Annotated in this window: 19 protein-coding genes; 4 read left to right on the forward strand and 15 right to left on the reverse strand. The window is 49.3% G+C overall.

Annotated features, from left to right (window positions below; translation table 11 throughout):
- The 8 genes from OXH00_17270 to OXH00_17305 form a co-directional block, all read right to left on the reverse strand.
- A partial coding sequence (locus tag OXH00_17270) for a hypothetical protein (protein ID MCY3742768.1) occupies nt 1-347 on the reverse strand: 347 nt, incomplete at its 3' end.
- 392 nt (nt 348-739) lie between these two features.
- Nucleotides 740-2,185: a T9SS type A sorting domain-containing protein gene (locus tag OXH00_17275; protein ID MCY3742769.1), complete on the reverse strand. Its 1,446-nt coding sequence runs from the start codon at nt 2,183-2,185 to the stop codon at nt 740-742.
- An 84-nt stretch (nt 2,186-2,269) separates the two neighbouring features.
- The gene (locus OXH00_17280; protein MCY3742770.1) at nt 2,270-3,400 is read right to left on the reverse strand and encodes a hypothetical protein; all 1,131 of its coding nucleotides are present in this window, start codon (nt 3,398-3,400) and stop codon (nt 2,270-2,272) included.
- Nucleotides 3,401-3,869: 469 nt separating this feature from the next.
- Nucleotides 3,870-5,171 (reverse strand): T9SS type A sorting domain-containing protein, encoded by a 1,302-nt coding sequence (locus OXH00_17285; protein MCY3742771.1) that lies wholly within the window; start codon nt 5,169-5,171, stop codon nt 3,870-3,872.
- A 95-nt stretch (nt 5,172-5,266) separates the two neighbouring features.
- Nucleotides 5,267-6,502 (reverse strand): hypothetical protein, encoded by a 1,236-nt coding sequence (locus OXH00_17290; protein MCY3742772.1) that lies wholly within the window; start codon nt 6,500-6,502, stop codon nt 5,267-5,269.
- Nucleotides 6,503-6,962: 460 nt separating this feature from the next.
- A complete protein-coding gene (locus tag OXH00_17295; GenBank protein MCY3742773.1) occupies nt 6,963-9,662 on the reverse strand; it encodes a T9SS type A sorting domain-containing protein in 2,700 nt (899 codons plus the stop codon).
- 295 nt (nt 9,663-9,957) lie between these two features.
- Nucleotides 9,958-10,959, reverse strand: a complete 1,002-nt coding sequence (locus OXH00_17300; GenBank protein ID MCY3742774.1) for an Ldh family oxidoreductase — start codon at nt 10,957-10,959, stop codon at nt 9,958-9,960.
- Nucleotides 10,960-10,985: 26 nt separating this feature from the next.
- On the reverse strand, nt 10,986-11,990 hold the full coding sequence (locus OXH00_17305) for an Ldh family oxidoreductase (GenBank protein MCY3742775.1): 1,005 nt from the start codon (nt 11,988-11,990) through the stop codon (nt 10,986-10,988).
- A gap of 382 nt (nt 11,991-12,372) precedes the next feature.
- On the opposite strand from OXH00_17305, the gene OXH00_17310 reads away from it, so the two are divergent.
- Complete coding sequence (locus tag OXH00_17310; GenBank protein MCY3742776.1) at nt 12,373-12,642, forward strand: hypothetical protein; 270 nt, start codon at nt 12,373-12,375, stop codon at nt 12,640-12,642.
- Nucleotides 12,643-12,763: 121 nt separating this feature from the next.
- On the opposite strand, the gene OXH00_17315 is transcribed toward OXH00_17310, so the two are convergent.
- Entirely contained in the window at nt 12,764-13,921 is a 1,158-nt protein-coding gene (locus OXH00_17315; protein MCY3742777.1) for an ABC transporter substrate-binding protein, read from the reverse strand.
- 231 nt (nt 13,922-14,152) lie between these two features.
- The gene (locus OXH00_17320; GenBank protein MCY3742778.1) at nt 14,153-15,325 is read right to left on the reverse strand and encodes an ABC transporter substrate-binding protein; all 1,173 of its coding nucleotides are present in this window, start codon (nt 15,323-15,325) and stop codon (nt 14,153-14,155) included.
- A 189-nt stretch (nt 15,326-15,514) separates the two neighbouring features.
- Here OXH00_17320 and OXH00_17325 point away from each other — a divergent pair, with 189 nt between their 5' ends.
- From OXH00_17325 to OXH00_17335, 3 genes are all read left to right on the forward strand, one after another.
- Nucleotides 15,515-16,273 (forward strand): sulfotransferase, encoded by a 759-nt coding sequence (locus OXH00_17325; protein MCY3742779.1) that lies wholly within the window; start codon nt 15,515-15,517, stop codon nt 16,271-16,273.
- Nucleotides 16,274-16,292: 19 nt separating this feature from the next.
- Nucleotides 16,293-17,318, forward strand: a complete 1,026-nt coding sequence (locus OXH00_17330) for a Gfo/Idh/MocA family oxidoreductase (GenBank protein MCY3742780.1) — start codon at nt 16,293-16,295, stop codon at nt 17,316-17,318.
- A gap of 116 nt (nt 17,319-17,434) precedes the next feature.
- Entirely contained in the window at nt 17,435-18,133 is a 699-nt protein-coding gene (locus tag OXH00_17335) for a haloacid dehalogenase type II (protein MCY3742781.1), read from the forward strand.
- A 25-nt stretch (nt 18,134-18,158) separates the two neighbouring features.
- Here the strand turns inward: OXH00_17335 and OXH00_17340 are convergent, their stop codons facing one another.
- The 5 genes from OXH00_17340 to OXH00_17360 all read right to left on the reverse strand — a co-directional run bounded on the left by OXH00_17340 (nt 18,159) and on the right by OXH00_17360 (nt 25,012).
- The gene (locus tag OXH00_17340) at nt 18,159-19,508 is read right to left on the reverse strand and encodes a cohesin domain-containing protein (protein MCY3742782.1); all 1,350 of its coding nucleotides are present in this window, start codon (nt 19,506-19,508) and stop codon (nt 18,159-18,161) included.
- Nucleotides 19,509-19,571: 63 nt separating this feature from the next.
- A complete protein-coding gene (locus OXH00_17345) occupies nt 19,572-20,117 on the reverse strand; it encodes a hypothetical protein (GenBank protein MCY3742783.1) in 546 nt (181 codons plus the stop codon).
- 135 nt (nt 20,118-20,252) lie between these two features.
- On the reverse strand, nt 20,253-23,150 hold the full coding sequence (locus tag OXH00_17350) for a cohesin domain-containing protein (GenBank protein MCY3742784.1): 2,898 nt from the start codon (nt 23,148-23,150) through the stop codon (nt 20,253-20,255).
- 118 nt (nt 23,151-23,268) lie between these two features.
- Nucleotides 23,269-24,105: a 2OG-Fe(II) oxygenase gene (locus OXH00_17355; GenBank protein ID MCY3742785.1), complete on the reverse strand. Its 837-nt coding sequence runs from the start codon at nt 24,103-24,105 to the stop codon at nt 23,269-23,271.
- Nucleotides 24,106-24,172: 67 nt separating this feature from the next.
- Entirely contained in the window at nt 24,173-25,012 is an 840-nt protein-coding gene (locus tag OXH00_17360) for a phytanoyl-CoA dioxygenase family protein (protein MCY3742786.1), read from the reverse strand.
- Nucleotides 25,013-25,161 lie beyond the last annotated feature (149 nt).

The raw sequence follows: 25,161 nt of genomic DNA on the forward strand, positions 1-25,161 counted from the left end.
TGGTGCAAACCCTCGCTATCTTCGTAGTAGCCCGCAGCGCGCCCATCATTACCAAACGCATAGAAATACGTGTTTTGGGCACCAGGGAAATCGTAGGTCATAAAAACACCATCAATGAGGGTAAAGGCAACCATTTTTTCGCCATCCGCACTTTTCGTGTAGCCCGCATAATCCTCAAAATCGGAACTCGCCGTCAATGCCAAAAAATCTATGCCCGGAACGTCGATCGTTTCAAATGTATAGTTCTCACTGGCGGATCCGACACCGGGTCCATCGCCAACTTGTGCAGCGGTGTTAATTAGGAAAAGGGAATTGAGACATAAGAACAACGTAAATGTATAAAACAAAAAACTTTTCCTGATATGAGTAAACATAACGCAAACCTTTCTTATAGTATTTTCTCCAAAAATAAAAAATAATGTGTCAAATACCCCTGTCTGAGGACGATGCTTGTTATTGAAGTATCGTACGTTTGCTTTCAGCAATACGTAAAAGAGAGGAGTTAGGTATCCTTGTACATTTTAAAGATGTGAAAAAGTATGTAACATTTTCTAAAAAAAGGCAAGGAAAATTTCATCTGTTTTTTGTTTCCTTGGATAGAATATCTAAATTCTAAGGATAAGCAGATTGTCGCTCACAGCAAGGGAGGAAATTCGGCAGGTTGGGTTTACACGTCTTTTTTTATGCTTAAAGAAATGTCACAGTTACGCCGATGGCATAACTGTGACACTTGTGGGTTCTACTTTACAATGACGAGCCGCCGTGTTTGTTGGAAAACTGGCGTTGTCAACTGATAAAAATAGATACCACTCGCAACACGTTCCCCAAGCGCATTCCGACCATCCCAATACGCAGCACGATCCCGACTGTTATAGAAGCCTGCGGATTGGAAACCGAGCGAAAGTGTGCGAACCAACCGACCCCTTGTATCGTAAATAGATACTGACACAAGACTGTCTTCGGAAAGTTGATAGGGAATCCACGTCTCAGGGTTAAACGGATTCGGGTAGTTCTGCAATAACAGATTCTGTGTGGGTTGACCAATGCTATCAAGGTTGACAGACAAAACGGCGTTTGATAGGTGCTCAGGGGTCACTTTGACACTGAGGGTTTGTGATTCAAAGTTTCCATCGGGACCGATGACGCGTACTTCAAGCACGTCTCCAACTTGGACGACGCTCCGTCGCGTCAGATCGGCAGTTGCAGCAGCGAAGTAATCGCCTTGCACTGGAGCAGTGATCACGCTGTTGGTCCTGAGGTTCCGGACGATGATCTGATACCCGTCAAACGCTGATTTTCCTTGCAAGTGTCCACTGACAACAAACGCCCATGCTCCGTGTGCCTTGGATATGGCAGGTGCAGCAGCAGCCTCGGTTTGATTTGTCCATTGTGATCCGACGAAAGCAAAGTTGCGAGTCTGTGGCACATTGACGATATAGCCTTTGCCACCTTCAATTGGAAAACCGTCGTCGGGTGCACTGGGTGTCCACGCGACGAACTGCTGGTTTGCTGTATCCAGCGTGATGACGGTTGTCGCGCCTGTTATAGCGACCAGGCTCTTGGCAGTCATCGGTGTTGGTGCTGCTAAAGGCAAAGAAAGCATATTCAACCCTTTAGCCAGCGTGACGTTGAAGACGTTGCCAAATTGATCGCTTACTTCCTGGGTAACGGGTCTTGCGATAAAGCCATGCCTGCGTCCATCGGCTGAGTCATAGTGCCCGACGATAGAGCCGTCCTGATTGATATTCCAGCCCTCCGTGCTAACGCTACCCGGATACTGAACTGGATGTAGCCCGTGCTGGAGTGAACCGACGTGGGTGCGCGGGACATCACCGATCCTCTTGGCTCTGCCAACGAGCGTCCCTACATCGTTGATACCGTGCACAAAAAAGTATTCAAATTGTGCTGCGTTTGGAAGATCGAGAGATATAAACTTGCCATTTGCTTGACGCAGGTATGGATGATATAGTCCATCAGCATCTATGTAGCTGCCCACCATACGACCGCTCGCATTCACAAAGTCAGCATAAGTTCCCGATGCCTCAGGAGCCTCAACGATTGTATCATCTGAGAAGCCACGGCGCACGCCGGAAGCATCTATAAAATTACCGGTCAGTGCGCCGGTTGCGTCACTAATCCCGTATATCTCAGTTTGGACGGAACCGGGAAAATCGTATTGCCGCAATTCGCCATTTTCTAAGACGACACCATGAAACAGACCGTCGCTGTCTTGGTAGTGACCTGCGGCTTGTCCGTTGTTACCGAGTGCCTAGAAATGCGTTTTCTGTGAGCCGGGGAAATCGTAGGTCATAAAAACGCCGTCAATGAGCGTGAAAGCGACTTCTTTTTCACCATCCGCACTCCGTGTGTAACCCGCGTAATCCTCAAAGTCGGAACTCGCCGTCACCGCTAAAAAGTCTACACTCGGGACATTAATGCTCTCAAAAGTATAGTTGAAGACAGACGGTGTAGCAGCGGGTTCCATATCAGTTTCTGTCGCGAGTCTGGCGATAAACCCGTGCCTGCGTCCATCGGGTGCGTCATAGTACCCGACAATAGAGCCGTCCTGATTAATATTGTAGCCCTCCGTGCTAACGCTGCCCGGTACTTCAAATCTCCGTAACCCCTCCTGAAATGTGCCGACAAGTGTTCCTGGGACACTATCCACCCGTTTAGTTCTGGCAACGACAGTTCTTGCATCGTTAATACCATGGACAAAAAAGTATTCCAGATCTGCGGCTTGTGGAAGGTCAAGGGATACAAACCTGCCATTCGGGGTACGTATGTATGGATGATATAGACCGTCAGCATCTACGTAGCTGCCCACCATACCGCCACTCGAATTCACAAAATCGGCATAAGTCTCCGTTGCGCCAGGTGCCTCAATGATTTCATCCGCTGAGAATCCACGGCGCACGCCAGAGGCATCTGTAAAATTACCCGTCAGGGCACCCGTGGCATCACTAATCCCATATATCTCGGTTTGGACGGAACCGGGAAAATCGTATTGGCGGAGCTCGCCGTTTTCCAAAACAATACCGTGAAACAGCCCGTCGCTGTCTTGGTAGTGTCCGGCAGCATTGCCATTATTACCGAGCGCAAAGAAATACGTGTTCTTTGAATCCGGGAAATCGTATGTCGTAAAAACGCCATCTATAAGTGTAAAGGCGATGTCTTTTTCTCCATCAGCACTTTTCGTGTAGCCAGCGTAATCCTCAAAGTCGCTACTCGCCGTCACCGCTAAGAACTCTACGTCCGGAACGTCGATCGTCTCGAATGTATAGTTGTCGCTGGCGAATTCAACAACTTGTGCAGGTGTGTTAATTAGGAAAAAGGAATTGAGGCACAAGAACAACGTGAAAGTGAAAAACAGAAAACTGGTTCTAATCTGAGTGTGCATAACAAAAACCTCTCTTAAAAAAAGTATTTTCTCGAAAAATAAAAATAATATATTAGATACCCCGTCCTGAGGGGTAATGCTTGTTGTTGAAGTCTCGCAGGTTTGTATTCAGTAACACAATAAAAGCGAGGACTGAAGTATTCTGTGTCCATTTAGAAAGACTATTTCAGAACGGCTTAAAGTATGTAATATTATTGAAAAAAAGGCAAGGAAAATCTTATCTGTTTTCTTGATTTCTTAGCAAGGGAAGTAATTCGGTGGGTTCGGATTTATACATCTATTATCTATCCCTAATCTATTATCTATCCCTAATCGGTAGGTTCGGTTAGGGGATTTAGTCTGGGAATAGACTGGATTTAGTCTGGGGTTAGACTAAATCCGTTCCTTGTATTACATTTCCATTCCTTGTATTACATTCCGAACCTACCGGCCCTGGGGACCCAAGCAGTTATTTTTCTAAAATTGACACCTATTTTACAATGACGAGTCGCCGTGTTTGTTGGAAGGCGGGGGTCGTCAACTGGTAAAAATAGATGCCACTGGCAACACGTTCCCCAAGCGCATTCCGACCATCCCAATACGCAGCACGACTCCGACTATTATAGAAGCCAGCGGCTTGGAAACCGAGCGACAGTGTGCGGACCAACTGACCGGTTGTATCGTAAATGGAGACCGATACCAGACTGTCTTCGGAGAGTTGATACGGAATCCACGTCTCAGGGTTAAACGGATTCGGATAGTTCTGCAGCAACAGATTCTGTGTCGGTTGACCGATGCCATCAAGACTGATGGACAAAACGGCGTTTGCCAAGTTCTCAGGCGTCACTTTGAAACTAAGGGTTTGTGATTCAGCATTCCCCTCCGGACCGATGACGCGTAACTCAATCACATCTCCAACTCGGACGACGTTCCGCCGCGTCAAATCGGCAGTTGCAGCAGCGAAGTAATCGCCTTGTACTGAGGTGGTTATCGTGCTGTTTGTTCTGAGATTCCGGACGATGACTTGGTAGTTTCCGTCAAACGTGGATTTACCTTTCAAATGTCCGCTGACAACGAATGCCCACGCTTCTTGGGCAACCCCGCTGTCCCCCCTTATCAAGGGGGTAATGGCAGGTGCTGCAGCCGCCTCGGCTGGATTTGTCCAAGGTGCGCCGACGAATGCGAAGTTTCGAGTTTCCGGGACGTTGACGATATAGCCTCTGCCACCTTCAATAGGAAACCCGTCGTCGGGTGCACTGGGTGTCCAGGCAGTAAACTGTTGGCTTACTGTATCAAGGGTAATGATGGTTGTTGATCCTGTTATGGCTGCAAGTGACTTGGCAGTCATGGGAACTGGTGATGCCAAAGGCACAGAAATCATGTTTAAACCTTTATCCAACGTGACGGTGTAGGTGTTGCCAAAATGATCGCCCTCTGCTTTGGGAACGAGTCTGGCGATGAATCCGTGTCTGCGTCCATCTGCTGAGTCATAGTGCCCGACGACAGAGCCGTCCTCATTGATATTCCAACCTTCCGTGCTAACAGCACCTGGAAACCGCAATTCTTTTAGATTGAGGGGGCTGCCGACATAGGTGCGCGGGACATCACCCGCCGCTTTCGCTCGACCAACGACAGTCCTTGCCCTGTTGAGACCGTGCAGAAAAAAGTATTCCAGATTTAGTGCGTTTGGAAGGTCAATGGATAGGAATCTGCCCACCGAACTACGCATGTATGCATGATAGACTCCATCAGCATCTCTGTAGCTGCCCACGATATGCTTTGTCCAACTCACAAAATCGGCGTAAGTTTCCGGTGCTCCGGGAAACTCGACGATTGTCTCCCCTGAAAACCCGCGGCGAACACCAGAGGCATCTACAAAACTACCCGTCAGTGCCCCGTTGAATCACTATACCCATAGATCTCCGTTTCGACAGAATCAGGGAAATCGTATTGTCGCAACTCGCCATCTTCTAAGATAACCCCGTGAAAAAGACCGTCGCTATCCTTGTAGTGTCCGGCAGCGATCCCATTATTACCCAGTGCATAGAAATAGGTGCCGTGCGAGCCGGGGAAATCGTGGGTCGCAAAAACGCCATCAATGAGCGTAAAGGCGACATCTTTTTCACCATCAGGACCCCGCATGTTTCCGGCGTAATCAAAAAAGTCACTACTGGCAGTTACGGCTAAAAAATCTACGCCCGGGACATCAATACTCTCAAACGTATAGCTGAGGTCAGGAGGTGGTCGCGGAACAGTCTCCTGTGCGGGTCTTGCGATAAATCCGTGTCTGCGTCCATCCGCTGTGTCGTAGTGTCCGACGACAGAACCGTCCTGATTGACATTCCAGCCTTCCGTGCTAACGGCATCCGGAACCTTCAATTCTTGTAGCCTGAGGGGGTTGCCAACAAAGGTGAGCGGGACACCATCCGCCCCTTTCGCTCTGCCGACGGCAACCAGTGCATCGTTGATACCGTGCAGAAAAAAGTATTCCTGATTCGGTATTTCTGGAATATCGAGAGTTGCGAAACTACCTCCAGGTCCACGCAGGTATGCATGATATGTACCTTCAGCATCTACGTAGCTGCCCACGATATTGCCTAACCCGCTTACAAAATCGGCGTAAGTTTCCGATGCTCCGGGGAACTCAACGATTGTCTCCCCTGAGAACCCACGACGAATGCCGGACGCATCTGTAAAATTCCCTGTCAGTACCCCGGTTGAATCACTATACCCATAGATTTCGGTTTGAACAGAGTTCGGGAAATCATATTGTCGCAACTCACCATTCTTCAAGATGACACCGTGGAAAAGACCGTCGCTATCCTCGTAGTGCCCCGCAGCGAGTCCATTATTACCGAGTGCGTAGAAATAGGTGTTTTTCGAGCCGGGGAAATCGTGGGTGGTAAAAACGCCATCAATGAGGGTAAAGCCGACCATTTTTTCACCATCCGCACTTGGCGTGTTGCCTGCGTAATCCTCAAAGTCGCTACTTGCCGTCACCGCTAAGAAGTCTATACCTGGAACATCGATCGTCTCAAATGTATAGTTGGAGACCCCTTGTGCAGCGGCGTTCTTTAGGAAAAAGGAATTCAGACATAAAAACAACGTGAACGTGTAAAACAAAAAACCTTTCCTGATATGAGTGAACATAACTTAAACCTTTCTTATAGTATTCTCTCAGCAGATAAAAAATAATGGGTTAGATACTACGTCCTGAGGGTCAATACCTGTATTTGAAGTGTCGCAAGTTCGCGTTCATCAATACGGTAAAACCGAGGACTGTGATTACCTTATGTACATTTAAAAACACTGTAGAGTATGCAACATTTTCGTAAAAAAGGCAAGGAAAATTTCATCTATTTTCTTGGATTGGATATCTACACGTTGAGGATAAGCAGATTGTCGCTTACAAAAAAGGAGGGGTTCGGTGGGTTGGGATTTACACGTCTGCTGGCACTAAAAAGGTAGGCGCGGTTTGAAACCGCGCCGGATCGTAAACAAAAACTTTTTTAGTCTTAAGAGGGATATCACAGTTACACCGATAGTACAACTGTAATACCTGTCCGTTCTCTACGGATTGATTCTACTTTACAATGACAAGTCGCCGTGTCTGCTCGAAAGCGGGAGTCGTCAACTGGTAAAAATAGACACCACTCGCAACGCGTTCGCCAAGTGCATTGCGTCCGTCCCAATACGCAGCACGCTCGCGGCTATTATAGAAGCCTGCGGATTGATAACCGAGTGAAAGCGTGCGAACGAGCTCACCGGTTGTATCATAGATGGATACTGATACCGGACTGTCTTGTGCGAGTTGATATGGAATCCACGTCTCAGGGTTAAACGGATTCGGGTAGTTCTGCAACAACAGACTCTGCGTCGGTTGACCAATGTCATCAAGCCGGACAGATAACACGGCGTTTGCTAAGTCCTCAGGAGTCACTTTGACCCTGAGGGTGTGTGATTCAAAGTTTCCATCGGGACCGATGACGCGTAATTCAAGCACATCTCCAACTTGGACAACGCTCCGCCGCGTCAAGTCAGCAGTCGCAGCAGCGAAGTAATCGCCTTGCACCGAGGCAGTTATCGTGCTGTTTGTTCTCAGATTCCGGACCATGACTTGGTAGCCGTCAAATGCGGGTTTGCCTTTCAAGTGTCCGCTGACAACGAATGCCCAGGCTTCTTGGGCAACCCCCCTGTCCCCCCTTATCAAGGGGGTAATGGTAGGTGCTGCAGCCGCTTGGGTTGGATTTGTCCAAGGTGCGCCGACGAATGCAAAGTTGCGAGTTTCAGGGACGTTGACGATATAGCCTTTTCCGCCTTCAATTGGGAACCCGTCGTCAGGTGCGCTTGGTGTCCAGGCGATGAACCGCTGGATTGCGGTATCAAGCGTGATGATAGTTGTCGCCCCTGTCATCGCGACAAGGGACTTGGCAGTCATCGGTGTTGGTGCTGCCAAAGGCACGGACAGCATATTCAAACCTTTAGACAACGTGACGGTGTAGGTGTTGCTAAAATGAGTGCTCTCTGCCTTGGTAGTGAGTCTGGCGATGAACCCGTGTGTTCGGCCATCCGCTGATTTATAGTTTCCAACGATAGAGCCGTCCTGATTGATATTCCAACCTTCCGTGCTAACGCTGCCCGGGACCTCCAAGCTTTGTAATCCGTGCTGGAGTGTTCCCACAGCAGAGCGCGGGATATCACCGATCAGTTTGGCTCGCGCCACAACATATCCTGCATCGTTAACCCCGGGCACAAAAAAGTATTCAAACAGTGCTGCGTGTGGAAGGTCAAGAGATAGAAACCTGCCATCTGGGTAACGTATGTATGGCTTATATACACCTTGGGCATCAATGAAGCTGCCAATGACGGCACCATCCGCGTTCGCAAAATCGGCATAAGTTGCTGATGCCTCGGGATACTCAATGATTGTGTCCCCTGAGAAGCCGCGGCGCACGCCAGAAGCGTCTATAAAATTACCCGTCAGGGCACCCGTCGCATCACTGATACCGTATATCTCCGTTTGAACGGCATCCGGGAAATCGTATCGCCGTAACTCGCCATCTTCCAAGATGACACCGTGGTAAAGACCGTTCCTATCCTCGTAGTGTCCGGCAGCTTGTCCATTGTTGCCAAGCGCATAGAAATAAGTGTTCTTTGAACCTGGGAAATCATGGCGCGTAAAAACGCCATCAATGAGTGTAAAACCGACGATTTTCTCACCATCAGCACTCCGGGTGTTCCCTGCGTAATCCTCAAAGTCACTACTTGCGGTCAACTCTAAAAAATCTACGCCGGGGATATCAATAGTTTCAAAAGTATAGTAGGCGAAGACGGGTGGGACAACGGGTGCATCCTCGATGGGTGCAGCGGTGTCCGTTATGGGTCTTGCGATAAAGCCGTGTCTGCGTCCATCTGCTGTGTCATAGTGTCCGACGACCGAACCGTCCTGATTGATATTATAGCCTTCCGTGCTAACGCTGCCTGGGAATTTAAGCACTTGTAGTTCCTCCGGGAATAGACCGACATAAGTGAGTGGAGGTGCATCTACCAGTTTGGCGCGCGCAACGACAACTCTTGCATCGTTGATACCGTGGACAAAAAAGTATTCCTGTTTTGCTCCCGTTGTAAGTGTAAGAGATACAAAATCACCATCCGCGACGCGCACATAAGCATTGTAGATGCCATCAGCATCTACGTAGCTGCCCACCATACCGCCTTTGGCGTTCACAAAATCGGCGTAGGTTTCCAATGCGCCAGGGAATTCAACGATTATGTCTCCTGAAAATCCGCGGCGCACGCCAGCAGCGTCTATAAAATTACCCGTCAGAGCACCCGTTGTATCACTGATACCGTATATCTGCGTTTCGACGGCACCCGGAAAATCGTATTGCCGCAGTTCACCATTTTCCAAAACGACACCGTGGTAGAGTCCCTCGCTGTCTTGATAGTGCCCGGCAGCGTTGCCATTATTACCGAGCGCAAAGAAATACGTGTTCTGTGAACCCGGGAAATCGTAGGTCGTAAAAACGCCATCAATGAGTGTAAAGGCGATATCTTTTTCACCATCAGCACTTTTCGTGTAGCCGGCGTAATCCTCAAAATCGCTGCTCGCCGTCACCGCTAAAAACTCTACACCCGGAACATCAATCGTCTCGAATGTATAGTCGTCGTTAGCGGATGCGGCGTTGTTTTGCGCAGCAGTATCCGTTAGGAAAAAGGAATTAAGACACACCAACAACGTGAACGTGTAAAACAAAAAACCGGTTTTAATATGAGTGTGCATAACGAAAACCTCTCTATAGACATGCCGCCCCGCTGGGGCTTGCCTGCTTTGTATTTAAAATTACGTGAGCTCGTCTTAAAAAAGTAGGTTGGTTTGAACTGAACGGAAAATCATGAAAAGATACGTCTGGGATGACTGATTTCAAGTCTATTATAGCACGCAAAACTCCAAAACCCGCATGGAATCCAACGCATTTTTGCGAAGACCAAGTCCACATAAGTATAGAACATTCCAAAAAAGGGAAAAAAATCTCACCTATTCCCTTTGTTTTCTTTCTTCTACGGTGGTGTGAAAGTTATTCGCCCCACGGCAATGGAACGCCGAGGCGTTCACTGACCGCGCGTGCGGATTCCTGTTCCGATTCCCCGTAACGAATGCCTTCACGGCGATGTTGTGCCATCCGCTCCGTTTCTATGGCACCCGGTAGCAACGCCTTGTCAGTTCCCGGCAACGGTTCATAAGTTTCTCGGACATCATGCACCATCCGATCAACTTCGGCATAGAAAGTATCAAGTGGCACAACGGATGCAATATCTATTGCGAGGACCATACCGCCCTGTGGCGGTTGCCATTTTGCGGTGTCTTCTGGTGGCGGTTCGGTAAAACCTGTGAGCCCGCCACCGAGCAGATGTGCTACAGCGGTATAACCGATGCTCTTGAAGAAAGCAGCAGGGATCATCGAAAGCAGGGCATCGAATTCGGGTCCGCGTTGGTAATCCGCCATAATACAGGTTGCGGCATCCAGTACAACCGGTGGCTCCTCACCAGAGGAGATGGCGAAACAGATGGGTGGGTTACCGAAATAACCGAGCTGTGGTTTCGGATCTCGGTTTCCGGCGTTGCCGTGGTTCCGAGATCCCTGTACCGAAAAACCGATACAACCGGCTTCGTTACACATACGCGCGTAGTGGCCTGCGGATCCGTAGTGTCCGATGTAGCGAACCAATCCCATCCCGATGCCGACTTCTTTCGCTTTGGCGATGGCGTGTTCGGTCGCACGGACCATCGGCAGGTAGCCGAGTGTGCCGTTGCCATCAAGCACGACGGCAGTTGGGGTTTCATGGATAACACGGATATTCGGGTTCGGATTGAGACCGCCGCTTTCAAAACCTCTACAATATCTGTTAATGGTCTGTGTGCCGTGGCTTCGGACACCGCGTAAGTCAGAGTTGACGAGTAAACGGCTGATGAGTGCGGCGTGTTCGTGGGTGATACCGGCCTTCTCAAAGCAGGCAGTTGAGAAGTTGAGAAGCCGTTCCTCATCAACTAAAACGAAATCTTCTGGTGGTCTGTTCATGTCTTTTCCTTAAAGTAATGTGGCGACTATTCGTCCCACGGCAATGGCACGCCTAACCGTTCACTGACCCCGCGTGCGGATTCTTGTTCCATTTCACCGTAACGGATGCCTTCTCGGCGATGGTGTTCTGTGCGTTCTGTCTCAATCGCACCCGGTAGCAACGCCCTGTCTGTTCCCGGCAACGGTTGATAAGTTTCGCGGACATCGTGTACCATCCGATCGACTTCGGCATTGAAAACAGCCGTTGGCACAACGGATTCGATATCTATTGCGAGGACCATACCGCCCATTCTACCACCGCTCCATTTTGCGGTATCTTCGGGAGGTGGCTCGGTGAAGCCAGTCAATGCGCCGCCGAGCAGACTTGCCACGGCAGTATAACCGATACTCTTAAAGAAAGCCGCTGGGATCACTGAAAGGAGGGCATCGAAATCGGGACCACGCTGATAGTCTGCCATAATACAGGTTGCTGCGTCGAGTACAACCGGCGGCTCATCACCAGAGGGGATAGCGAAACAGATCGGCGGGTTGCCGTAGTAACCGATCTGGGGTTTGGGGTCTTGGTTGCCAGCGTTGCCTTGGTTCTGATATCCTTGGACTGAGAAACCGATACAACCGGCTTCATTACAGATACGCGCATAGTGTCCGGCGGATCCATAGTGTCCTATATAGCGCACCAGTCCCATCCCGATGCCGACCGCTTTTGCTTTGGCGATAGCGTGTTCCGTGGCACGAACCATCGGGAGATAACCGAGTGTGCCGTTGCCATCAAGCACGATAGCCGTCGGTGTTTCATGGATGATTCGGATATCGGGATTAGGATTGAAACTCCCGTTTTCAAAGCCTCCGCAATATCCGTTAACGGTTCGCGTGCCGTGGCTGCGAACCCCTCGCAGGTCGGAATTAACGAGCAGTCGGCTGATGAGTGCGGCGTGCTCCTGGGTGATACCGGCCTTCTCAAAGCAGGCAGTTGAGAAGTTGAGAAGTCGCTCTTCGTCTACATGGACAAAATCTTCTGGCGGTCGATTCATGTATTTCTCCTTCGCATTCCCAAAATGATCGGAGTTTTGTCTATTCGCATCAATTCGCGTTCAATAACTATACCACAAAACTTGTAGGATGTCACGTTTTTTTTGAAAACGGGTGGCACTTACAGCCTTTCGGTAGCGCATTGTAGGTTGGGTTGAACGGATGCCATCAAACCGCTGGAAAGCCATCAGGATCGGAAAAATCACAGTTCAGAAGTCAAAAGTCCCTCCTTTATCCCCCAACCTCCTATATTCCCCTTATCAAGGGTGCAGGGGCAGGTGAGTACACCGCAAAACCGAACCATAGGTGTCAATTTAGAGGTTTTCAGTGGGGTTCCTCTTGAAGTCCCGTAGGTTGGGTTGAACGGCGTTGAGGAGTGGACTGTTGACAAGTCAAACACCTCTGAAAGCCAATATCCGGCCATATCTATTCCTGAACGTAGTGAAACCCAACTTTACACTGTCAGGGTTCCGGGAACTTCATAGCCAAACGTTGGGTTTCACTCGGTCTCTGGTGGCGATTGTTTCTCTGGAGAAAGTTGTGCTTTTCTCTGATTTGGCGGGTTTCGGTAGCATCCGTTCAACCTTGGGGAAATCCGCAGAAACACCCTATCAATACGCAGAAATACCCAAGCAAAAACACCTACGGGACTGAAAGTTTTCGCGAAGTATCCGGTGCGGTTAGGAAACCGCATCTACCGGCCTGGGGAAGATACCGCACCACCGGCCCTGGAGAAAACATAGCATTACAGGATATAGAGGAATCTTGATCTCGGTTAAAAGGGGTCAATCTGCTTATGGAACTGCTTTTTGCCGTCTTTGATGGTGAAAATTACCGCGCTTTTGGTTGGATGGCGGTTTTCATCGTAACTGGCAATGGTCGTTGCGCCGATGTAGTTTTCTGTGGCGGCGAGTTGCTTGCGAATTTCTTCCGGGTCGAGACTACCGGCGCGTTCAACGGCTTGAAAAAGGAGTTTGACAGCGTCGTAACTCACCGCGACACCACCGGTAGGTATGGATTCATAGATCGATGCGTAAGTGTTGACAAACGCTCTGGCATTTGGTTCATCTGTGTCTGGCGAGAAGTGTCCGCTGAAGAAACTGCCTTCCACTTCGGCATCTTCGTTATCGAACAGAAGTTGGCTATCCCATGCATCCGCGCCGAGGAAGATTGTCGGTTCTCCATCAGCATTTCGCAATGGGATTGCCCGTGCCTGCCCCGTTATGAGTGCAACGTCCAGCGTGAAACCGGATATGAAGAGGGCATCGGGCTTCGCGGCGGCAATATTTGTCAGTTGCGCTGTGAAATCTGACGGATCGCCTTCGTAAAATTCATTGGCGACGATTTTGCCACCGAGTTTGCTGAAATTAAGTGCGAAGAATTCAGCAATGCCCTCCGTATAGAGATCACCCTTTCGTGTAATGAGGGCGGCAGTGGTCAGATTGAGGTCTTCTATCGCAAACTGTGCCATCACAGCGCCTTGGAAACTATCTGTGAAAGATGCCATGAAGACGAAATCGCCAGCGTTTGTGACGTTTGGGTTGGTTGCGGTTGTGGTAACCATTGGAATTCCATGACGCTGTGCGATTGGACCCACCACAACGGCATGAGAAGAGCGATTGGGTCCGATGAGCGCGATGATTTCGTCTTCAACAATAAGTCTTTCAGCGATTTGGGCGGAGACTTCCGGTATTGCTTCTGTGTTGATATGTCCGATCAATTCAACGGGTGTGCCGAGCAGTCCGCCACGCTGGTTAATTTCTGTGACAGCCATCTCTGCGCCGTTTGGATAGGTAACGCGTTCACCAGCGACAACGAAACCGATTTTAACAGTTGGCTCTTGTTCCGGTGTGACAACCTTTTGGATGCTGTCGCATCCGATGAATGCCGCTGACAATAGGATTAAACTGGTTAAAATCAAAAATTTATGCATTATAATAAGTTCCTTGTAAAAAGTGATTTCCTTTGTTTTGGAATTCCATTAGACCCCAAGTTGTCATCTTTTTATGCACATAGCATTCCGTTGGAGTGCGGGAGTTTGCATAAGCGATTTTCTATAGATATATTGCAGAAACACCCAAGCAAAAACCCCTCTGGGGTGGGGAAAAGACAAAAAAGTCTCCGAAGTGGGCAAAATCTGTTAGTAGCAACTTGGGTTAGAACATTAAGGATCAATTTGCTTATAGAACTGCTTTTCACCGTTTGTGATGGTGAAGATGGCCGCACTTTTGATTGGGTGGCGGTTCTCGTCATAACTGGCGATGTCGGTCGCACCGATGTAGTTCTCCGTTGCTGCTATCTGTGCCCGAATAGCCTCACCGTCAAGACTTCCTGCTCTCTCAATGGCAGTTAGCATTACTTTTGTTGCATCATAACTGACAGCGTGTCCTCCGAGTGGTAACGCCCCGTATTCAGTTTGGTAGGCTTCTACAAATGCTTTCCCCGTTGGTTTATTGGTTCCAGCAGAAAAATGTCCACTGAAGAAACTCCCTTCAATTTCAGCATCCGCATTGTCCAATAGAATCGGATTGTCCCATGTATCTGTGCCGAGAAGGCGTATCGGTTCGCCTGCGGCGTTCAGCAGTGGAAACGCTCTCGCTTGTTGTGTGATGGGCCCGATTTGGTGGACCCACCCTGCAATAAAGAGTGCGTCAGGGGCTGCCGCTGCGATGCGGGTCAATTGTTCAGTGAAATCTGTGTCCACAATTTCATAGTACTCTCTGGCAGCAATTGTGCCACCCGCAGCGGTAAAATTGGTAACAAAGAATTCGGAGATACCCTCGGAATAGATTTCACCACTTTGCGTGAGGAGTGCGACCGAAGTCAGTCCAAGTTCCGTCCTTGCAAACTTTGCCATGACTGCGCCTTGATAGGCGTCTGTGAAGGCTGCCATGAAAACAAAATCGCTTGCGTCCGTCAGCGTCGGATTCGTTGCTGTTGTGGTAATCATGGGTAAACTGTGTTCTGTTGCGAGTGCCCCTATCGGGATAGCATGGGCGGAGCGGTTGGGCCCCACAAGTGCGATAACGCCATCGTCAAGGATCATTCTTGCGGCGACTTCAACAGCGGCTTCGGGGGTAGGAATTCCGACTTCGGTTACCAATTCAACAGGCACACCGAGTAAACCACCCGTTGCATTAATTTCTGCCACGGCTATTTTGGCACCGTTTGGGTAGGTCACCCGGCTCCCCGAGGCGAGGAACCCAATTTTAACGGTATCCATGGTCTCTTGCGCAACACCTTTTTCGGGGGTAACCACTTTTGGGATTCTATCACATCCAGTGAATGTCCCTATGAGTGCAAACACCCCAACAATAGTTAGCAATATATTTCTCATCTTTTTCCTTTTTGCTTGTATTATTCAGCGGTTTTTGATAAAGTGCATAAAAAATAAAACGTTCCTAATGTATTATCTTTTAATTTCGGGAAATAAGCAAGCGATTTTGATGAAATGGCTGTCGGAAACCATCGGTAGTCAGTGAGAGGTCTTTGGTTAAATTAGACCCGCTTTTTAACGTTGTATAATATGGAAAATTTGATTACAGTGATTGGGCGCGGTCACTCTGGAACGCGCGCCATTTCGCATACATTATACGCCAGTGGGGTTTTCATGGGGAGCCAAATTAACCCTTCCGGCGATAAGATCCCGCCGCATGCGATGTATGATGCCTGCCGAGTCATGGCGCAATATGTCAAATGGGAGGGTGGACTCTCATGGGATTTTGATCCCTTATTTACGATGCCGATTGATCCAGAGTTTGAGCGACTAATCAATATCTATCTTGAAGATGTCCTGAAGGCTCCTGTTGCGCATAAAGGTTGGAAGATACCAGAAACGACGTTAGTTTATCCTTGGATCATCCGGATATTTCCTGAGATAAAGTACATCCACTGGATTCGGGACCCGCGGGATTGTATTCGGGGCAGCCACAAAACGGATGACCTTCGGGATTTTGGGGTTGTGTATCCTGAAACGGACGACCTCTATGAGAGACGCGCCATTTCTTGGATCTATCAATATAAACTCATGCAAGCGACACCGATGCCTAAGCATGTTATCCAAATTCGCTTTGAGGATTTCGTGTTAGATCAGGAACGGACACTCAAGGCACTTGAGGCATTCTTAGATATTCCATTGGGTAGGATTATCGTGCGTCCTGACGCAGTAGGACGCTGGAAAAGAGACCTCGCGGAATTGAATCCAGGTGCGTCGTTACCGCACTACGAGTTTGAGTTTCTAAAAAAAGCAATCGTTGAAAACGGGTATCCGTTAACAGCAACGTAACAGAAGAAAGGAACTATTTATGGCAACGAATACTCCTTACCGTGTTGGACTCGTCGGGACCGGGGGAATTGCGAACGCACACGGTAGTGCATGTCAGCAAGCACCGAGTGCTGAATTGGCGGCGATCTGTGACGTGTCAGAAAATGCCTTAGCCAATTTCGGTGAACGATTTGATGTGGCACCTGAAAACCAGTATCTCTCTCTGGAAGAGATGTTAGATGCTGAAGACTTGGACATCGCGGTTATCTGTACGTGGGGTGCCTTCCACGCTGAGGTCGGTATCCAGCTTTCAGAATCCCGCCAAGTCAAAGCGATCCTGTGTGAAAAGCCGTTTACATCAACGGCAGCGGAGGCGGAAGCGTTTGTCGGAGCGGCCCAAGAGAACGGCGTTATCGTGGCGGAAGCGTTTAAATTTCGGCATCATCCGATGCACCTCAAGGCGAAAGAACTCATTGATTCGGGGGCAATCGGCGAGTTTAAGGTGCTTCGTAGCACCTTCTGCACCGGTGGCGGTGGCGGCGGACCAGAGACACGTAAGCCTGAGGCGAATTGGCGGTTTAATAAAGCGAAGGGTGGCGGTAGTATTTACGATTTGGCGTGTTACAATATCCACCATGCGCGATTTATGTTTGGTGCTGAACCGATTCGGGTATCGGGAATGTCTCAAGCCGGATTAGAAGTGGACGACGGTTCCTATCTATTATTAGTATTTCCCGGTGAACGGGTTGCCCATATTTCTACGGGTTTTAATTGTGCTGGTGGACAGTACGCCGAAATGGCTGGACTCGGTGGGATGCTTAGAATTGATAGAGCCTGGAACAACGAAAACTCAGCCGTCAATATTGAGATGACGACACGAGAGGGCAGAGAAGTCATTGATTTTGAACCGTGTTTCCAGTTCGCATTGCAATTGGAGCACATGTGCGAAGTTTTAGGGACCGGGAAACCGCACCGAATCTCACCGGAAAGTTGTGTGAATCAGATGCGCGTCATTGATGCCGCCTTTGAGGCAATGGCAACCGGACGGACGGTCGAGTTAGGATAGCAGATTTTAATAGTTATCGGTTGTCGGTTATCAGTTTGTGGCGGTTGTGTTCGTTTCGTCTGCTACAAGCAACTCTTAACCGATAACTGAAAACTGATAACTGAAAACTATTTATTATGGCGAATTTTGCAGCGACAAAAGCACTCACTTTTGACCTGTTCGGTACAATCTTGGATTTAGGCGGCAGTCTTACGCCGTTCATTAGCGAATCGTTGGATGCCCACGCTGCGGCAGATGTATCTGCGGATGAATTTTGGGCGCAGTGGCGTTACAGACAGCGAATTGAGCAGTATCAGGACACAATTATGATGCTTGGGCATAGCGGCTATTTGGAAACGGTGCGGCGCGCGTTGCACTACACGCTGAGACGCAACAATATTGATGCCTCATCCGATACAGTGCAAGAATTTATGCGCGGTTGGCAGCAGCTTTCCCCGTTTCCAGAAGTTTTGGCTGCACTCTCGCAGCTGCAATCTCGGTATCGGTTGGTGGTCTTATCCAACGGGGATCCGTCGTTTTTGGACTACCTTGTTAGAGAACGCGTTGCGTGGGATTTTGACGATGTGATCTCAGTTACATCGGTCGGTGCGTTTAAACCGCATCCAGCAGTCTATCGCGCCGCTGCTGGGAAATTGGGTCTTGAAGTCAATGCGTGTCTCATGGTGTCAGCGAATTCGTTTGACATCATGGGGGCACGGGCATGCGGTTATAAGGGGGCGTTTGTTAACCGTTACCTACTGCCATACGAAGAGACACCGTACCAACCTGATGTAATGGTAGGAGATTTTACGGCATTGGCAGATGCGTTGCTGTGACGGTAGCTAGAGCACATAGGTGCTGCTACCGATCTTCTTCAATCCGCGGGCGAAAACTACGTCCTCTGCTGTCAGTCAAAAGCACATCGGATAATTTGACTGTTATGGGTTTGCCAGCGACGACCTCAAAAGTGACAGTGGCTAGTTTACAATTCACGATACCTGTGCGTGAAAGCGTGTGCGCGGCGAGTTTCACACGATTTCCAGACACAACGGGTGCAACAAAGACTGCGCCACCCAGTAGATGATCTGTTGTACTGCTGACATAGCGGAGAGCCGTAGCATCAAATTTCACGGTTGCTTGATACGCTATTACGCGCCTTTCACCTGAGATGTTAAGGCTAAAAGTTAATTGTTCACCAACTTTTGCGGATTGGAACGGGGTTGATGAAAAACTGACCAACGTCTGTTTTGCGGGGACGAGCGCCCACAAACCTATCGTACCATCATCGCCAGCACTGGCAAGTGTGCGTCCATCCGGACTAAAAACGACATATTCAACCAGCGATGTGTGTCCTGTAAAGGTTTTCAAGGGAGCACCGCTTATTGTATCCCACAAGCGAATTGTTTTATCTGTCTTGCCACCAGCACTTGCGATCATTTTCCCATTCGGGCTGAATGCAACGCTCAGAACATTATGTGTATGCCCTGTGAGTGTTTTCAGGTGTTTGCCACTGGTCGCGTTCCATAAACGGATAGACCTGTCCCAGCTGCCACTTGCGATTGTCTTTCCATCTGGGCTGAATGCAACACAAGTGACACTTGCTTTATGCCCTGTGAGTGTTTTCAGGTGTTTGCCATTCGTTGTATTCCATAACCGAATTTGACTATCCTTACCGCTACTTGCGAGAATTTGACTATCCGGACTGAACGCCATCCCCCGAATACCGTCCTTGTGTCCTGTGAGTGTTTTTAAAGGTTTACCTGTGGCAGCGTCCCATAGACGGATTGTGGTGTCCCAGCTGCCACTTGCGATTGTTTTGCCATCTGGGCTGAATGTAACGTGCCAGACCCTTGCGGTATGTCCTTTGAGGGTTTTCAGTTGCACGCCTGTGGCAGCATCCCACAAACGGACGGTATCATCTCCACTACCACTTGCAATCAATTCCCCGTTGGGACTGAAGGAGACGCTATAAATTTTACCTGTATGTCCTGTAAGTGTCCTCGGTTGGGTGCCTTTGACGAGGTTCCACACCCAAATCATCTTGTCCCACCCGCCACTAACGAGTGTGTTCCCATCTGGACTGAACGCAACGCTCCGTACCCAAGCCGTGTGCCCGAAAAGGAAGTGTTGGTTTGTAGAATGTTGGCTGAAAGCGCATGGTAGGCACGAGAAGATTGCTACCGCTAAAATGCAAAAAAATGTTGTTTTCATGAGTAGGGTATTTTGATTTATTTGATGTTTCTAACGTTCGATTGTCTTTTGTTTGGTTCAATTTCAATGCTCCGTCTCGGTTTTCATTTTACCCCACGACGTAGTTACAAGTTGTGCCGCGGGAGAGAGAGACAACTGCTTCGGATCAAACCAATTGCCAGAATGGTTACTGCCATCGTCTGTCAGCTGCGTACGCTGATGATTCTTCAAATTGATTTTGAAGATTTGTGAGTCGCTTCCAACAACACCTTCAGTGTAAATAAGTTCGTCGCCGGAGGGTCCCCAAGCAGGTGCATTCGCGATTAATGAGTTAATCCGACTGAAATAACTGCCGTCGCGGTTAATGATGTATACAGACTGTTGTTTTTTTCGGGGACGAAACCAGACAAAAGCGAACCTATTATCGGTTGGAGACCACGCGGGGTAGAACATTCGGGGGAAATCATTTTGGAGGAGGGTCTCTTGTTTGTGGGTCTCTAAATTGATAAATCGGATTTGGTGGCTTGCCCAGTGAATCTCATCGGCGACGACAAAGGCAATTTCTGTGCCATCCGATGACCAAGTTGGATCCCCACTGTGAACATTTTTTAAATGAACAATATGTTTCACGGATGCCTCATCTGCGCTTACAGTGTGAATATTTATACCGTCCGCGACCCGGTGAGAATAAGCGATTCTTTCACCATCTGGTGACCATGACAGATTTTTCTGAAAAATAGCGGATCGGTTGTAGGGTGGTGTTGCCTATTTCATAATCACCATTTTCCGAGTTACTGTGAAATCTCCGGTTGTTAAGGTATAGAAATATACGCCACTTGCAACGGGTTCACCAAGTTCGTTTCTACCATCCCAATATGCCGCATGGCTCCGGTCCTGATAGGTACCCGCAGGTTGATGTCCGAGTGCTAAAGTGCACACCAGTTTGCCGTGTGCTGCATAGATACGAAGCGTCACGTCCGCGGGTGCTGCCAACTGATACGGTATCCATGTCTCAGGATTGAAAGGGTTCGGATAGTTTGCGAGAAGTGCCGTCTCTTTCGGCATCAACGCTGCAAGGAGTTGCTGCAGCACTAAAATGCCACGCTGGAAAGCGGGATCTGATAGTGCAATTTGTTGTGCTTCATGCAGCCATTGTTGGACATCTGCGCTTGTGAGAGCAGCAATTTGAGCGTCATGCCTCCACACTGCTGGTGCTCCTGCGGTGTTGGTTATTGCCCCTGCCACCAGTGCGAGATCGACAATATTAACAATGCCATCTCCGTTGACATCGGCTAAATTTTCGCCCGTCTGGTGAAAGTTTGAGGCGACGATGACCAGATCTTGGACGTTCACGACACCGTTGCCGTCCAAGTCGCCTACTGAGAGCAAGGGTTCCGTTATTTGTCCAGTTTTGACTCGCGCATACGAAATTCTACCAGCACTGTCAGTGAGAAGCACATCAGATAATGTTAGCGTGGAGGCTTTCGGGGCAAGGACCTCAAACGTAATGGTCGCAAGCGTACCAGAACCGTTGGCTTCTCCACCGAGAGACGTTGCGGCAAGCGTTCCCTTGTTCTCTGCAATGAGAGCAGGGATCACGTACGCGTCCGAGGGTAGGTAGTCTCCATGGGTGCTTTGAAGAAAACGGAGTGCAGAGGGGTCAAACCGGACGGTTGCCTGATAACCTGCCACGGTGCTTCCGTCTGCAATACTGAGAGCAAATGTGAGTTGCTCGCCGATAGCGGGTGATTGTACCGGAGATGGCGAAAAACTCACAGTCGCGTACATATTGGTTTGCGGGGTAAAGTTCCACAAAAGCACAGTCCCATCTAAACTTGCACTGGCGAGTGTGTTACCATCTGGACTAATCGTAACGCCGAGAACTCCACTTGTATGTCCGCTCAGGGTTTGTACATGTGCCCCGGAGATAGTATCCCACAGACGGATGGTGTCATCTAAACTCGCGCTCACGAGGGTGTCGCCATCTGAAGTGTATGCGATGCTAAAGACGTAATCTGTGTGTCCAGTTAACGTCTGCTTATGCTCACCGAAAACGGTGTCCCATAGGCGAATGGTGCCATCATCACTTGCACTGGCGAGTGTAGCCCCATCCGGGCTGAACACAAGGCTTCTGACATAATCCGTATGTCCAGTGAGTGTCTGATGGTGCTGACCGGACGCAACATCCCATAGATAGATAGTCCCGTCCGCCCTGCCGCTGGCGAGCGTATCCCCATCTGGACTGAAGGTAACACTCAGGATACCCTCAGACTGCCCGATCAGTATCTGCTGGAGTGAACCGGTGGCAGCGTTCCATAGGCGGATGGTGCTATCGAAACTTGCACTTGCGAGTATAGCCCCATCCGGGCTGAATGCAACACTGCTGACGGCATCTGCATGCCCTGTCAACGTTTGTTGATGTTCACCGGTGGCAGCGTTCCAAAGACGGATCGTTTCGTCGTCACTTGCACTTGCGAGTGTAGCCCCATCGGGGCTGAACACAGTACTCCCGACCCAAGCAGTATGTCCAGTCAGCGTGTGCGTGGATACGCCAGAGTTCGTGTTCCAGAGACGCAGTGTACCGTCCGTGCTACCGCTTGCCAGCACTCCGTCAGTCGTACTAAATGCGACGCTACTGATATAATTCGTATATCCTGTTAGGGTCTGTCTGTGTCCGCCGAAGACAGCGTCCCAGAATCGGATGGTGCCATCCGTACTGGCACTCGCAATCGTTCCACCGCTGGTGCTGTATGCGACGCTCAAAACAGCACCCTCATGTCCTACGAGGGTCAAATTATGCTGTCCGGATGCAGCATTCCACACGCGGATAGTGCCATCACCGCTGCCACTGGCGATTGTGTCTCCATTTGCGCCGAACGCAACACCGAAGACAGCCCCTGTATGCCCAGTTAGCGGTGCCCGCTGGACCACACCGAAGGTCGTATTCCATAAACGGATAGTGCCATCACCACTGCCACTCGCAAGGTTCCCTCCATTTGGGTTGAAAGCGACAGTATAGATAGCATCTGTATGGCCTGTTAATGTCCGCTGTTCCTCTCCAGATGCGACATCCCATAAGCGTATAGTGCCGTCCGCGCTGCCACTCGCAACTGTCGCTCCATTCGTATTGAAAGCGACAGTATAGACAACATCTGTATGGCCTGTTAATGTCCGCTGTTCCTCTCCAGATGCGACATCCCATAAGCGTATAGTGCCATCGCCACTTCCACTCGCCAATGTAAGGCTATCCGCCCCGAAAGCAGCACTAAAAACGGGTCCTGTATGTCCAGTGAGTGTCCGTTGATGCGCGCCTGTGGCAGCATCCCACAGACGGATAGTGCCGTCCGTACTACAACTCGCGAGGGTCGCACCGTCCGGGCTGAATGCAACGTCACTGGTACTACTTGTATGCCCCGTGAGGAGTGCTACTTCCTCATAAGTCTGGGCATTATAGAGCCAAACACCGATAGAACTTGCGACCGCCATGCGCGTGCCGTCTGGCGAATACTGTAATTCGTTTATCCTCCCTTTACCGAGACGTGCCTTGGCACCTTCGGGTAAGCTGAATAGGGATGGATCTTGATCTTGGGCAAAGCTGCTGGGTAGATGTGCGTTTAAAAGGATAAGTAGCGTTAGTAAGATGAAAAATAATATTTTATTCATTGTGAGATGAGATTCTCCTTTGGTAGACTACTATAGAATGCCTGCAAACGAATTTCCAGTGATTTTCTGAGTATGCCACGAAAAAGTGTATTGCGTCAGTTATTGGCGTGAATTAGACTCAGGACCAGACGTATACCTCATTATCTTCTGGAGAATATCCGATAAAAACCGCCAAAACGATTCGGGCGCGTGTGCCTTGGACGGGCGGTACTTCATGGATGCAGCGGGTATTGAAAAAGTAAAGGTCTCCCTGCTGCAAATCGACCTGATAGTTCTCTATGCCGTTGTCAAGAGCATATCGATCAAAGGTTTCCTCAGCAATGTATGGTTGAATTTCATCGGACCAGAGGCATCGATGCAGAATGGCTTGCGTGCCTTTTCCTTTTTCGTCGGCGTTTTGGACGCACAGCACACCTGCAAATTGGTGTTCAAAGCGGTAGACGGCATAATCGGTGCGTTGTTCACGGTATTTGACATGATCAATATGAGGCTTGTAACTATGCGTTTCGTAGTGGACCCGGAAAATTGCCGGACCGTAGCGTGCGCCGCTGGGTTCTCGCGCAACCTTCACTTCTTTACCGGGAGAAAGCACAGTGAGGGAGTTGTAGATGAGGTCCACGGGGTTATCAAATCCGTCAAATAGGAAGTTAAAGAGGTGTTCTGTTGCTTTCGCGTGTGCCAAGAATTTTGCCTTATCGCCGCCACGATTACCGAGGCTGGTACCGATGTCAATACGGGAGCGTTTGTCAGGGGAATTGATGTCCGCTTCATCGCGCATCAAGCCCATATTTGTGAACCGATTAATAAGCCCTTGGCACTGTGTCGGTGAATAGGCATTCCGCAGGATGATGGCAGGTACTTCGGCTTGGGAAAGTGCGTAAATCGGGTCGCTATAGGCTTGACAAACCGTTTCAAGGTCAGGCTCCGCCGGGAGCCAATTGCTTAGGGTGTTCATGGTAACCTCCGTCACGAATTTCGTAGGGACGAGTTTACCTCGCCCCTACTGACACCGCTGCATACATTTAGAATCTCGGATTGAAGAGATAATCGTAATCATCTATTTTTTGTTCAGCGAAGTCAATGAATTCAGCATTATGATCAAGATCACTGTTTTCAAAAGCGGCTTCACACCCAGTTTTATACTTCAGTCGCCGGTTGGATTTGAGCCAATGGACGCGGTAAATCAATGCTATCATATGGCGCGGCTTGTCAGATGGATTGGGGACACCGCGGTGCCATAGGCGCATGTCTCGAATCAGCACACTTCCCTTCTTCGCATTTCCACGGATGGGCGGACAGATTTTACGGCGTGCTTCTTCTTGTTCTTCATCTATATGGTGCTCACCCACCTCAAGATGCGAGCCGGGCCAAATTTCTACACTCCCATTTTCTTCAGTTGTATCCTGTGGTGAAATATTAACGACAACTTCTGTTGTAGGGTGCGCAATTTTTTGGTCCGGCCACAGATGCGCACCGTCTCTATGGAGCGGTTGTGTTGTGCTACCGGGGCAGTTCGTGTTGCCGTTGTAAAAGTTATTATAAAGTCCTGGGCCCAGCAGCTCCTGCGTCACTTGCACAACATAAGGATTCGCGACGATGTCTCTAAAGATATATGGCGCGAAAGGCGGCGGTCCCTGTTGGAGGTGCCCTATGAGTTTGCCTGCGCCCCCCCATTTCTCGGCTTTAATGAGGGTCTGCGAATCGGCATCCATCCGTTCGCGAAGAATATCCAAGTGGTCATGGCTAACGACGTTTTCTAAAACCACGTAGCCATCAACATGGATCGCGTCGAGTGCTTGCTTGACGTGTGCGTCCGAGAGTTTTCCTGCTGCTAATTCTTTCGATTGAACTGTTATCTCCATTTTTTTAACGATTGAATTTTCGCTCCGTTTTTTCCGTTGTCAAAAACGGGTTTTCGATGCCCATCAACAACATCGGTGATAATTAAAGGAGTTTGGAAGTGGACAGTTGTTTTAATGAAAGACTGTCCTTGTCCACCCTCTCCAGGCGT

This window comes from Candidatus Poribacteria bacterium (genome assembly GCA_026706025.1).
In the GTDB taxonomy this organism is placed as follows: domain Bacteria; phylum Poribacteria; class WGA-4E; order WGA-4E; family WGA-3G; genus WGA-3G.

Bases quoted from the DNA above. Each gene is read 5' to 3' on its own strand.
- OXH00_17280 (MCY3742770.1), bottom strand. From the start codon at position 3,400: ATGCACACTCAGATTAGAACCAGTTTTCTGTTTTTCACTTTCACGTTG.
- OXH00_17295 (MCY3742773.1), bottom strand. From the start codon at position 9,662: ATGCACACTCATATTAAAACCGGTTTTTTGTTTTACACGTTCACGTTG.
- OXH00_17300 (MCY3742774.1), bottom strand. From the start codon at position 10,959: ATGAACAGACCACCAGAAGATTTCGTTTTAGTTGATGAGGAACGGCTT.
- OXH00_17305 (MCY3742775.1), bottom strand. From the start codon at position 11,990: ATGAATCGACCGCCAGAAGATTTTGTCCATGTAGACGAAGAGCGACTT.
- OXH00_17315 (MCY3742777.1), bottom strand. From the start codon at position 13,921: ATGCATAAATTTTTGATTTTAACCAGTTTAATCCTATTGTCAGCGGCA.
- OXH00_17320 (MCY3742778.1), bottom strand. From the start codon at position 15,325: ATGAGAAATATATTGCTAACTATTGTTGGGGTGTTTGCACTCATAGGG.
- OXH00_17325 (MCY3742779.1), top strand. From the start codon at position 15,515: ATGGAAAATTTGATTACAGTGATTGGGCGCGGTCACTCTGGAACGCGC.
- OXH00_17330 (MCY3742780.1), top strand. From the start codon at position 16,293: ATGGCAACGAATACTCCTTACCGTGTTGGACTCGTCGGGACCGGGGGA.
- OXH00_17335 (MCY3742781.1), top strand. From the start codon at position 17,435: ATGGCGAATTTTGCAGCGACAAAAGCACTCACTTTTGACCTGTTCGGT.
- OXH00_17340 (MCY3742782.1), bottom strand. From the start codon at position 19,508: ATGAAAACAACATTTTTTTGCATTTTAGCGGTAGCAATCTTCTCGTGC.
- OXH00_17350 (MCY3742784.1), bottom strand. From the start codon at position 23,150: ATGAATAAAATATTATTTTTCATCTTACTAACGCTACTTATCCTTTTA.
- OXH00_17355 (MCY3742785.1), bottom strand. From the start codon at position 24,105: ATGAACACCCTAAGCAATTGGCTCCCGGCGGAGCCTGACCTTGAAACG.
- OXH00_17360 (MCY3742786.1), bottom strand. From the start codon at position 25,012: ATGGAGATAACAGTTCAATCGAAAGAATTAGCAGCAGGAAAACTCTCG.